At 47.5% G+C, this 11,652-nt stretch carries 14 protein-coding genes and 1 riboswitch; of the genes, 5 read left to right on the top strand and 9 right to left on the bottom strand.

The genetic code is table 11. From position 1 onward, the window contains the following. Positions 1-5: 5 nt before the first annotated feature. Positions 6-107: riboswitch (TPP riboswitch) on the bottom strand. Positions 108-311: 204 nt separating this feature from the next. The 5 genes from METLU_RS0122485 (at position 312) to METLU_RS0122465 (ending at position 4,124) form a co-directional block, all read left to right on the top strand. Beyond that, positions 312-1,880: an inorganic phosphate transporter gene (locus METLU_RS0122485; protein ID WP_027160162.1), complete on the top strand. Its 1,569-nt coding sequence runs from the start codon at positions 312-314 to the stop codon at positions 1,878-1,880. A 168-nt stretch (positions 1,881-2,048) separates the two neighbouring features. Continuing rightward, a complete protein-coding gene (minC, locus tag METLU_RS0122480) occupies positions 2,049-2,786 on the top strand; it encodes a septum site-determining protein MinC (RefSeq protein WP_027160161.1) in 738 nt (245 codons plus the stop codon). Positions 2,787-2,816: 30 nt separating this feature from the next. After that, positions 2,817-3,626 (top strand): septum site-determining protein MinD, encoded by an 810-nt coding sequence (gene minD / locus METLU_RS0122475; protein ID WP_027160160.1) that lies wholly within the window; start codon positions 2,817-2,819, stop codon positions 3,624-3,626. Beyond that, entirely contained in the window at positions 3,626-3,895 is a 270-nt protein-coding gene (gene minE / locus METLU_RS0122470) for a cell division topological specificity factor MinE (protein WP_027160159.1), read from the top strand. Before minD ends, minE begins: the two co-directional genes overlap by 1 nt. A 31-nt stretch (positions 3,896-3,926) precedes the next feature. Further along, the gene (locus tag METLU_RS0122465; RefSeq protein WP_027160158.1) at positions 3,927-4,124 is read left to right on the top strand and encodes a winged helix-turn-helix domain-containing protein; all 198 of its coding nucleotides are present in this window, start codon (positions 3,927-3,929) and stop codon (positions 4,122-4,124) included. Between the two features lie 54 nt (positions 4,125-4,178). Here the strand turns inward: METLU_RS0122465 and mgtE are convergent, their stop codons facing one another. The 9 genes from mgtE to METLU_RS0122420 all read right to left on the bottom strand — a co-directional run bounded on the left by mgtE (position 4,179) and on the right by METLU_RS0122420 (position 11,649). Beyond that, a complete protein-coding gene (gene mgtE, locus METLU_RS0122460) occupies positions 4,179-5,537 on the bottom strand; it encodes a magnesium transporter (RefSeq protein WP_027160157.1) in 1,359 nt (452 codons plus the stop codon). 74 nt (positions 5,538-5,611) lie between these two features. After that, complete coding sequence (gene rapZ, locus METLU_RS0122455) at positions 5,612-6,469, bottom strand: RNase adapter RapZ (protein WP_027160156.1); 858 nt, start codon at positions 6,467-6,469, stop codon at positions 5,612-5,614. A gap of 49 nt (positions 6,470-6,518) precedes the next feature. Beyond that, positions 6,519-6,809 carry a ribosome hibernation-promoting factor, HPF/YfiA family gene (gene hpf, locus METLU_RS0122450; protein WP_027160155.1) on the bottom strand — a complete coding sequence of 97 codons (291 nt, stop codon included), beginning with the start codon at positions 6,807-6,809 and terminating at the stop codon, positions 6,519-6,521. A gap of 48 nt (positions 6,810-6,857) precedes the next feature. Next, on the bottom strand, positions 6,858-8,306 hold the full coding sequence (locus METLU_RS0122445; protein ID WP_027160154.1) for an RNA polymerase factor sigma-54: 1,449 nt from the start codon (positions 8,304-8,306) through the stop codon (positions 6,858-6,860). 30 nt (positions 8,307-8,336) lie between these two features. Further along, positions 8,337-9,062, bottom strand: coding sequence for an LPS export ABC transporter ATP-binding protein (lptB, locus tag METLU_RS0122440; RefSeq protein WP_027160153.1), 726 nt, complete (start codon positions 9,060-9,062; stop codon positions 8,337-8,339). A 2-nt stretch (positions 9,063-9,064) separates the two neighbouring features. Continuing rightward, a complete protein-coding gene (gene lptA, locus METLU_RS0122435; protein WP_027160152.1) occupies positions 9,065-9,580 on the bottom strand; it encodes a lipopolysaccharide transport periplasmic protein LptA in 516 nt (171 codons plus the stop codon). Beyond that, entirely contained in the window at positions 9,567-10,133 is a 567-nt protein-coding gene (gene lptC / locus METLU_RS0122430; protein WP_027160151.1) for an LPS export ABC transporter periplasmic protein LptC, read from the bottom strand. The genes lptA and lptC overlap by 14 nt, the downstream gene beginning before the upstream one ends. Then, positions 10,130-10,672, bottom strand: coding sequence for a 3-deoxy-manno-octulosonate-8-phosphatase KdsC (gene kdsC, locus METLU_RS0122425; protein WP_407939102.1), 543 nt, complete (start codon positions 10,670-10,672; stop codon positions 10,130-10,132). The genes lptC and kdsC overlap by 4 nt, the downstream gene beginning before the upstream one ends. Next, a complete protein-coding gene (locus METLU_RS0122420) occupies positions 10,672-11,649 on the bottom strand; it encodes a KpsF/GutQ family sugar-phosphate isomerase (protein ID WP_027160149.1) in 978 nt (325 codons plus the stop codon). The genes kdsC and METLU_RS0122420 overlap by 1 nt, the downstream gene beginning before the upstream one ends. Between the last annotated feature and the right edge of the window lie 3 nt (positions 11,650-11,652).

The raw sequence follows: 11,652 nt of genomic DNA, 5'->3' as shown, positions 1-11,652 counted from the left end.
AAGACGCAGGGAAGTGTGGGCTTTCCTACGCCGGTATTAACCGGGGTCAGGTTCAAAGGGTTTCTCTCAGCCTCAAGACACATCTCGAAGCACCCCTAGCCTTTACGGATATCTCGTTAAATTAAAGGAAAACGGTCTATTTTGCAAGTCAGTCCCATATACCCGCCATCATAAACACCTTATAAATCAAAAGGTTTTATTAAAGAAGATTAATTTAAAATTATCTTTTCCATTAATTAAATCAACACCCCCTTCTGTCTCGGGATAAAATGTGCGGTTGTTTATTGCTATATTTAAAAAAAGGGGAGTATGTGGACTTAACCAATATCAACCAGATCGAGCATGCCGGCTCATCGACTCGAAAAGAGATAATGCGGGTCGGGCTTGCGCTAATCTTCATGATCGCCGTCATGCTTTATGTAGGCAATACTACCGAGCCAGTGCCCCATCATTACCTGCTGATTATCGCAGCCTTCATCGGTGGTTATATGGCTTTAAACATAGGTGCGAACGATGTAGCCAATAACGTCGGCCCGGCGGTCGGCTCGCAAGCCTTAACAATGACTGGCGCAATCATCATCGCGGCCGTCTTTGAAGCCTCCGGCGCGCTCATCGCCGGAGGTGATGTGGTCAGCACGATCAAGGACAGCATTATCGACCCGGCCATGCTCAAGGATACGGCTACATTTATCTGGCTGATGATGGGGGCTCTGTTAGCCGCCGCCATCTGGCTTAATATTGCGACCGCCTTTAACGCACCGGTGTCAACGACGCACTCGATCGTCGGCGCGGTATTGGGCGCGGGGATTGCTGCAGGAGGCTTCGATATCGCCGACTGGTCGGTAATGGGCAAAATTGCCGCAAGCTGGGTTATTTCTCCGATAATGGGCGGCATCATTGCTGCGGCTTTTCTGTATCTCATTAAACGCACGATTACTTACCAGGAGGACATGCTGCAGGCAGCAGCAAAAATTGTGCCTCTGCTGATTGCGGCAATGGTCTGGGTTTTTTCCACTTACCTGATCATGAAGGGCTTGAAGCAGCTCTGGAAGGTCGAGTTTCTACCCGCCAGCAGTATCGCACTGGCGCTGGCTGTCACCGTCTATCTGGTCGTCAAACCGATGATCAGCAAGGCGGCGTTAAAAATGGATCAGTCTAAAGCCAGCATTAATTCACTGTTCACATTGCCGCTCATATTTTCAGCGGCGCTGCTCAGTTTTGCGCATGGCGCTAATGACGTTGCCAATGCCGTAGGCCCATTGGCGGCAATTAATGATGCCATATTCAGCGGCGGCGTAGTATCCAAAGCATCTATTCCTGTCTGGGTCATGATGGTGGGTGCTTTCGGTATTTCTATCGGCCTGGCCTTGTATGGACCTAAATTGATCCGCACGGTCGGTAGTGAAATTACCGAGCTCGATAAGATGCGTGCCTTTTGCATAGCCATGTCGGCGGCCTTCACGGTCATCGTTGCCAGTCAGCTAGGCTTACCCGTCAGCTCGACTCACATTGCTGTCGGCGCCGTATTCGGCGTAGGTTTTCTGCGTGAATACCTAAAACACAGCGATGCAAAAAGAATAGAAGAAATTAAAGCCCATCACGAGCATGATGCTCCGGAAATAGTGGATGAGTTCTTGAGAAACTTCAAGAAAGCATCTATTGAAAGGAAAGGACAGATGCTTAAAGAGCTGAAACAGGCAAAGGCTTTATCACCGTTGACTAAAAAAGAGCGCAAAAGCCTCAAAAAAGTCTACCGCAAACAATTGGTCAAGCGCTCGCACATCTATAAAATTGCTGCGGCTTGGATTATTACAGTGCCTTTATCTGGCGTACTGGGCGGTCTGTTGTTTTTTACAATCAGAGGCATGCTGCTGCCTTAAAACAATATCCGGTAAAGTCTTTATGACCGGGTGAGCAAAATATTATTGCCGCTGTTCACCCGGAAATGCTCCACTGTTTCCTATACCAAAATTAGTAGCGTTAGAAAAATGCTTTTTTCCAACAGCAGTGTTAGAATTTCCCAACTAGTGACTAACCAGATTTAACGGATGTCGACAGACCCTCAACAAACGCCTTATCTCCCGCCTGCCCTGGAATTTAAGAGCAGTACATTTTCTGTACCCGTCTTGATTTTATTCGATAATGAAACGGCAATTATCGAGCAACAACTCCAGGAAAAAGTTCGTCTAGCGCCTGAGTTTTTCAAAAATTCACCACTGGTATTTGACTTACAGGAACTGAACAAGCAGGAGCGCGAGATTGATATTGCCGTACTGACCAAAATCATCCGCAAGCTGAATTTGCTGCCGATCGGCATACGCGGCGGCACCACACAGCAGAATCAGCAGGCCATAGCGCTGGGCATTCCGGTCCATTCCATTCATAGCGGTAGCGCCTCCGCGTCTGCAGAAACTGTGAATCCGAAAAAAATCGCTTCGGAACCTACCCCCAAGGCAGAGCCTGTAATGAGCACGCTTATTACTCAGCCTATCCGTTCCGGCCAGCGCCTTTATGCCGAAGGGGATTTGATCATTCTGGCCCAGGTCAGCGCCGGCGCCGAAATCATAGCCGAAGGCAATATTCATATTTACGGGACGTTAAGAGGTCGGGCGCTGGCCGGTGTACAGGGCAATCCGGACGCGCGCATTTTCTGTTCCGATCTGCAGGCTGAGCTTGTTTCAATTGCCGGCACTTACAAAATCAGTGAAGATCTGAATGAATCCGTCCGTGACAGACCCGTTCAGATCTTTTTACAAAACGAAAATTTGATCATTAAAGATCTTTAAATTAATACCGCTAACTTGGAGGAACAACCCTTGGCAAGAATCATCGTCGTAACATCCGGTAAAGGTGGTGTTGGCAAAACAACAACGAGTGCAGCCATCTCCATGGGGCTGGCAAAAAGAGGCTATAAAACAGCCGTCATTGATTTCGACGTAGGCTTGCGGAATCTGGATTTGATCATGGGCTGTGAACGCCGGGTCGTCTATGATTTCATCAATGTCATAAATGGCGAAGCCAACCTTAATCAAGCGTTGATTCGCGACAAACATTGCGATCAGCTTTACGTTCTGCCTGCCTCCCAGACGCGCGACAAAGATGCCTTAAGTATCGAAGGCGTAGGTAAGATTTTGGAAGAATTATCCAAAGATTTTCAATACATCGTGTGCGATTCCCCTGCCGGCATTGAAAAAGGCGCTCATTTAGCGATGTATTTTGCTGATGATGCTTTTGTCGTAACCAATCCGGAAGTGTCCTCGGTTAGAGACTCAGACCGCATGCTAGGCCTGTTGGCGAGCAAATCACGTCGTGCCGAACAAAACGAAGAGCCCATCAAGGAATACCTGCTGCTGTCCCGTTACTCGCCGGATCGCGTAAAATTAGGGGAAATGCTGAGCGTAAAAGACGTGCAGGAAATTTTATCCTTGCATTTACTCGGTGTTATTCCAGAATCAAAATCGGTATTGAATGCTTCAAACTCTGGTGTTCCTGTTATTCTGGATGAAAAAAGCGATGCCGGCCAGGCCTATGCCGATATCGTTGCCCGCTATTTAGGCGAGGAGAAACCCCATCGTTTTATTGATGAGAAAAAAGGTCTTTTCGGGAAGTTTTTCGGGGGTAAATAATGAGTTTACTCGACTATTTTAGAATCACTAAAGCCAGTTCGGCATCGGTGGCAAAAGAAAGACTGCAAATTCTGGTGGCCCATGAGCGATCCTCCCGAAACCAGCCGTCTTATCTTCCCCAGCTACAAAAAGAGTTGCTGGAAGTTGTACGAAAATACATTAACGTAGGGCAGGATGCCATTTCAATTAATTTCGAGCAGGATGAGGATCAGGAAATACTTGAACTAAATATTGTATTGCCCGAACATCATCACACTAAGAAATCTTAATTTTTAATCAATTCTATAAAAGGTGATCTATATGTCTAATAAAATCGGCGAGGCCGCGGGTAAAATCTGGCATTATTTGGATAAGAATGGGCCCGCTAGCGTATCTAAAGTGACCTCTGAAACAGGGCTCAATAAAAATGATATTCAACGGGCCATTGGCTGGTTGGCTAAAGAAGGCAAACTATCCATCGAAATCAACGGTCGGGCTGAAACTTTATCATTGAAATAAAGTGAGGCCAAAGGCTAAAGTTGAGAAACTTGCTGCTTTAGCCTTACAGTGACTCTACATCAGAAAAAAGGTAGCCAATCCCAAGAAGGCCATAAAGCCCACAACATCAGTCACCGTGGTTAACAACACACCGCCTGCCAAGGCTGGATCTATTCCCATCTTTTGCAGCATCAGCGGAATGCTCGCACCGGCAAATGCGGCGCAGGCAAAATTAATAAGCATGGCGCAGCCTAATAATAACCCGATACCGGCGCTTTGGAACCAAATTCCCGCAATACATGCAACTACAGTCGCCCATAAGGCACCGTTCACAACACCGACAGCGATTTCTTTTTTAAACAACCTTATCGCATTGGTACTGCTGATCTGCCGCAACGCCAAACCACGTATAACCAGCGTTAGCGTCTGACTTCCGGCTATACCCCCCATACTGGCGACGATAGGCATCAATACCGCCAACGCGACAATTCGGTCTAAGGTTGCTTCAAATAAACCGATAACCCAGGACGCCAGGAAAGCCGTCAGCAGGTTAATGCCTAACCAGACTGCACGCCGCTTTGCACTTGTCACAACCGGAGAAAACATATCCTGTTCTTCATCCAGGCCGGCCATGCTCATCAGTGAGTGGTCCGCTTCCTCGCGAATGACATCGACGATATCATCGACCGTGATTCTTCCCAACACCTTGCCGTCTTCCGCAACGACCGGCGCGGAAATCATATCGCGCTGTTCAAATAATAAAGCGACTTCTCCGGCCGGCATCTGATAGGGAATGCCGCTCATACTGAAATCCATCACTTCCGATACCATGGCATGAGGATTTTTAGTCAATAATACCGCTAAAGGCAAAACGCCCTGAAAATGATCATTTCGATCGACAACGATCAGATTGTCCGTCGCTCTGGGCATGGACCCGCGCTTTCTTAAATAACGCAGCACAACATCCAGTGACACATCGGCGCGCACGGTTAATACATCAAGGCTCATTAAACCGCCCGCTGTATTGTCATCGTATGATAAAGCCGATTCCAGGCGGCGCCTTTCCTGTATGCCGATCGATTCCGTTACTTTGGAGAGCAGCGGCTCGGGGAGTGTGTGCAACAAATCGATCAGATCATCCGATTCCAGACTTTCCAAGGCGGTAGCCAGATCTTTCCAGTCAGTAATTTCTATGAGTCCACTCGCCACTTCGACATGCAGATCGACCAGAATCTCTCCAACAGTAGTCGGCGGAATCAGCTTCCAGATTATTTTTCTATCTTCAGGCGCCAGCGATTCAATTAAAAGCGCTATTTCTGCAGGATATAACTCTTGAATAAACTGTCTGACTTCGTTCAGCGAGCCTGTGCTCAGCAGCTCTGTCATGCGCTTAAGAAGAAGCTCGTTATTGTCTTGTTTTGCAGTAGCTGACATAGAAGAAATATCCATAAAAACCAACACAACAGATCATTGCCGTGCCAGTTCCAGTTGATAAATGCGGAAAGAGACTAATGTAATTCTCTATGACGAACAATGACGTTCATAGAAGAATTCTTAAAATGCTGGGCTAATGAATCAACCAGATAAACCGATCGATGCTGCCCGCCTGTGCATCCTATCGCGACGGTCAAGTAACTCCGCCCTTCGGCCTCAAAACGAGGTATCCAGCGCAGAAGAAAATCGGTAATATCCTGAAAAAACTCAGCCACTAAAGACTCGCTTTTAAGAAAATCAGCGACCGGCTGATCCTTTCCGGTTAAACCGCGCAATTCCGGAATCCAGTGAGGGTTTGGCAGAGAGCGGGCATCAAATACAAAATCAGCATCCAACGGCACGCCATGCTTAAAGCCAAACGACTGAAACTGTAAGGCAATATGCCGAGCGTTCCTTTCGCCTATCTGTTCCTTGATCAGCTCCCGCAACTGATGGTAATGCGTTCGGCTGGTATCGATAACGACATTGGCATGCCTGGCAATCGGGGTCAGCATTTCTCTTTCAATTTTCAGCGCTTCTTTTAACGGTATATTAAAATCCGTCAATGGATGGCGCCGGCGAGTTTCGCTATAACGCTTCAATAATGTCGATTCTTCGGCCTGCATGAATATAATCTCGCAGTCTATCCCTTTGCTGCGAATCAAATCCAGGCACTCGGAAAAACTGAGCAGGCTTTCGCTCTGGTTCCTGGCATCAATGCCAATCGCGGTCTTGTTATAAGTTTTTTTATCGGCCAGCATGACGTGGTTGATAAAGTCTTCCAGCAATGTGACCGGCAGATTATCAATACAAAAATAACCACAATCCTCTAGCGTTTCTAGCGCGATACTTTTACCGGAACCGGAGAGGCCGCTGACGATTATTAGCTTCATAATAATTGGGCGCAAGATTAAAAGCTTATTTTAACCTTGCGCCTACACCTTATCTATGGCTTCCGATTTTTTCTTTATGCTTGATAATTTGGCGATCCAATTTATCAACCATATTATCAATGGCTACGTACATATCTTCCTGTTCATCTTCGGCAAATAATTTAGCACCGCTCAGCTGCAAAGTGGCTTCAGCTTTTTGGGCTAATTTTTCAACACTCAAAATAACATGTACATCAGTCACATGATCAAAATGACGAGCCAGCTTTTCAAATTTGCTGTCAACATGCGCTTTTAGCGCATCAGTTATTTCAAGATGATGACCTGTTACATTAACTTGCATGGAATAAACTCCTAAGGGTGGATGATTTTTTGTTGTTATCAGTCAGCGCTATAAGATGCGCTTTCTCTGACTGGATGGTGAAATAAACATCGCTTCACGATACTTCGCAACTGTCCTTCTCGCTACATTGATGCCTTTTTCTTTTAATAAATCGGATATTTTACTGTCGCTTAGCGGTCTTGCGGGATTTTCATTTCCGATTAATTCTTTAATAAATGCTCTGATAGCTGTCGCTGAACATTCTCCACCGTTTTCCGTCGATACATGACTGGAAAAGAAGTATTTGAATTCGACGATACCATTCGGCGTATGCATATATTTCTGCGTAGTTACGCGGGATATGGTTGACTCATGCAATTCCAGTTCCTCGGCAATATCCCGGAGCACCATGGGCTTCATCGCTATAGGGCCATGCTCAAGAAACGCCGGCTGCTTTTCCACGATACAGCGCGCCACTCGCAACAAGGTATCGTTACGGCTATGCAGGCTCTTAATAAACCATCTGGCCTCCTGCAAGTGATCCTTCATGGCCGTATTATCTTTACTGTTATCAGATCTTTTGATCAGTGCGGAATAAAAAGGATTTATGCGCAGCCTGGGGGCAATATCCGGATTAAGGTGTACTTGCCATATGCCCTCATGTTTAGTCACATAGACGTCAGGGATTACATATTCGGAATCGGCCTCCTGTATGCACGCACCGGGCTTGGGATCCAATGTCCGGATCAATGCAATGATCGCCTCCAATTGCCGCTCGTTAACACCCAATCGGCGCATCAGCTTTGACTGGTCATGCGCCGCCAATAAATCCAGGTGCCGGGTAACGAGAACCAGCGCCTCTTCCTTAAAAGGCATTGAATCCGGCAACTGTTGCAGTTGTATTCTCAGGCAATCACTTAAATCAACTGCCGCAACGCCTGCCGGATCAAAATTCTGCACGCGATGCAACACCGCTTCAACTTCATCAAAGTCCAGATCCTCCAACTGCGCCTGCAGCCCTTGAAAGATATCATCCGGGCTGGTTCTCAGATAGCCGTCCTCATTCACCGCATCGATAATAGCCATGGCGATGGCGTGATCGCGCTCGGAAAAACGGGTCAGCTCCAATTGCCATAATAAATGATCCAACAAGGTTGAAGACTTGCTGCGCTGCGTTTCAAATTCAACGGAATCATCAGCGGAGCCGGTGCCCGAGGCCATTACAGTGTCATAAATGTCATCCCAGGAAGAATCTATCGGCAATTCATCCGGAATGTCGGTTTGCGAGCCTTCGCTGGTTTGTAAATCCGAATTATCAATTTTCTTTTCGGGCACAGGCTCTGCATCCGAAGCCCCGTTTTCTTCCTCGCTGATCTCCAGCATTATATTGGATTCCAGCGCCTGCTGTATTTCCTGCTGCAGATCCAGGGTCGACAATTGCAGCAATCTGATCGCCTGCTGCAATTGCGGCGTCATAGTCAGTTGCTGGCCCAGTCGAAGATGTAAGGATTGTTTCATCAGAATATAATGTTTTCTAAGAATTTTAACTTAAAGACTAAAGTTATCGCCTAAATAAACTTTTCGCACTTCCTGATTGGCAACAATAGCTGCCGCTCCGCCCTCCGCAATCACCCTGCCATCGTTAAGTATATACGCTCGGTCACAAATACTTAATGTTTCTCTGACATTATGCTCGGTAATCAATACGCCGATGCCACGATATTTTAAATGTTCTATAATTTTTCTGATATCTTCTACCGAGATCGGATCAACGCCGGCGAAAGGCTCATCCAGCAATATGAATTGAGGGTTGGTGGCCAGTGCCCTGGCAATTTCAACGCGTCGACGCTCTCCGCCGGACAGCCCTACGGCAATCTGGTCGCGCAGATGCAGGATATGAAACTCCTGCAACAGTTCTTCTATTACCAGTTCGGCCTGTCCCTTGGTTAAATCGGAACGGATTTGTAGCACCGCGCGCAAATTATCCGCCACGCTCAGTTTGCGGAACACCGAGGGTTCCTGCGGCAAATAACCGATCCCCATTTGCGCCCTTAAATGCATGGGATGATAGGTTAAGTCGTGCGAGTCCAGTGTAATCTGGCCTTCGTCGGCCTTAATCAGGCCCACCATCATATAAAAACTGGTCGTTTTACCGGCTCCGTTAGGGCCCAACAAACCGACCACTTCGCCGGTATTGACATGCAATGACACACCGTTAACTACATTACGCTTGTTGTAATTTTTAATCAGCTGTTTTGCTGCTAGTTTAGCCATTTTTACTTAGCTTCTTTGGATTTCGGTTTCAGTATGACGCGCACGCGCTTTGAATCGGAGGATTTTTCTCCGGCCCTGACGACCGAGTTTTTACTGTCGTATTCGATCAATTTACTGGAATAAGTGGCATTGCCTTGCCAGACCGTTGCGTCATCGATCAGGATCAGCAGGTTCTTTTTGGGGTAATACTCACCGGTCAATGCTTCACCGGTGATGTCTTCTTCGCCCTCGCTGGGCTTTTGCCTGAACTTTGCCTTATTGCCTGTAAATACCAACTTCTCCGCATCGCCATCAACAAAATAAACCACCAGCTTATCGGAATTGACCTTAATACTGCCCTGAATGGAGATCACATTACCGGTATAAGTACTTATAGCTTTACTATCGTCATAAGTCGCCGTATTGGAGTCTATTGTGATTGGTTGCTCGGAATCACTTTCTAGCGCCATGGACGTGGAACTGAATAATCCTGATAGCAATACAAAGCAAAGAAATGCCGGTTTTTTATTTCGTCTCATACTTTCCTCGCACATTAGCGAGCAATTTAATATTAATCGGGTTGGAAAAAACAAGTTCCATGCCGGTGCCCGTAGTTACATTGGGAGGGCTTATCAGCTCTGCCCATTCATCGGTTTCCGCATAACTGGTTTTCGGTTTGACCCTGACATTAGAGGTGTTGATTATAAGCTGATTGACGCCCTCGCCTTTGGCTCTTTCGACATTGACCTTCCCCATCAGCAGCAAATCAGTACCATTGGGCGATAAAACGCCGATTTCCGATTTAACGACCCAGGGCGGCGTTTTCTGGTTATAGAAAAACATCACGGGCTTTTTCAAATGCGTTCTATTGTCATCGTTGTAGTGCGTCATTTTATCGGCCAGCAATCTATTTTTTAACTTGCCTGCTTCATCCATTTCCCACTTTATATAGCCTGTGCTGAAATAATCGGGACTGTGGGGTGGAACCGGTGCGCGCAACTCATCCAGACCAGTCAATTTAACCAGCCACCAGCTCATTACCGCAATAATGGCCGCATACAGATAAATATATTTTCCGCTCAAGCTGATCATTTCAGATAAGCATTCACAACGTCATCAAAATGCCCCTGGGCCTGCATGATCAGATCGCAGACTTCCCTGACAGCACCATGCCCGCCGGGCAACGTTGTACACCAGTCGGCTCGCTGTTTGACAGCAAAATTCGCGTCGTCAACCGCGATTGCAAGGCCGACTCGGGTCATGATCGGCAGATCCAGCAAGTCATCGCCAACATGGGCCGCCTGATCCGGCGTTATCCGCAGCTTCCCGATAATTTCATTAAACGCGGCAATTTTGTTTTCATGGCCTTGATAGACATATTCAATGCCCAGATTTTTCATGCGCAGCGCTACCGAGCTTGATTTACGCCCTGAAATAACAGCGACTTCCACGCCAGTTTGCCGCAACAGCTTGATGCCGTGCCCATCGCGGGAATGAAAGGCTTTGTATTCGTTACCGTCATTATCAAAAAAAAGCTTGCCGTCGGTTAAGACGCCATCCACATCCAGAATCAGGAGTTTCAGTTTTTTGGCCTTTTCCAGCACGGCCTGCATTTGGCCTGTTTTTGTCATCAAACTATTCCCGCATGGATCAAATCATGCATATTCAAAGCCCCTATCGCACGCCGCTGCCCATCGACGACAATCAGCGCATTAATTTTTTTCTGTTCCATGATGCGCATGGCCTCCGCAGCGAGAATATCGGCCGGAATAACGGCACAATGCGGCGTCATGACTTCGGTAATGGCGGTATGATGAATATCCAGATTCCGCCCCAGCATGCGCCGTAAATCGCCATCGGTAAAAATCCCGACCACCCGATTGTACGCATCGACAACGGCGGTCATGCCCAGTTTTTTTTCGGTCATTTCCAGCAAGGCCTCACTGATCAGCGCCGTCTCCGGCACTGACGGCACTTTATTGCCAGCGTGCATGATATCGCTCACCATCAATAACAGCCGTTTTCCCAAACTTCCGCCGGGGTGCGACAAGGCAAAATCATCGCGTGTAAAGCCACGCGCTTCGAGTAATGATACAGCCAAAGCATCGCCCATCACCAGCGCCGCGGTTGTACTGGAGGTCGGAGCCAGGCCCAGCGGGCAAGCTTCCTGCTCAACCCCTACATGAATATGTGTCGTGGCGAATTTAGCCATCGTGGAAGCAGGATTTCCGGTCATCGCGATTAAAGGCACACCCAGTCGCTTGATGATCGGCAAAATAGTCAAAACTTCGCCGGTCTCTCCGGAATTTGACAAGGCCAGCACGACGTCCTGCCGAGTGATCATCCCCAGATCACCATGACTGGCTTCCCCCGGATGCACAAAGAAGGCGGGCGTTCCGGTGCTTGCCAACGTGGCGGCAATTTTGCCGGCAATATGCCCTGATTTGCCCATCCCCGTGACTACAACGCGGCCGGTACAGTTAAACATCAACTTGCAGGCAGCAACAAAATCGTCATTGATCTGATCAACCAATGCGGCAATCGCGCGATGTTCTACCTGGATGACAGCCAGAGCCAGTTCACGGAGCTTATGATCGTGTATTTTCATGTT

Source organism: Methylobacter luteus IMV-B-3098 (genome assembly GCF_000427625.1).
Lineage (GTDB): Bacteria > Pseudomonadota > Gammaproteobacteria > Methylococcales > Methylomonadaceae > Methylobacter > Methylobacter luteus.
This window is presented reverse-complemented; position numbering and strand designations above follow the sequence as displayed.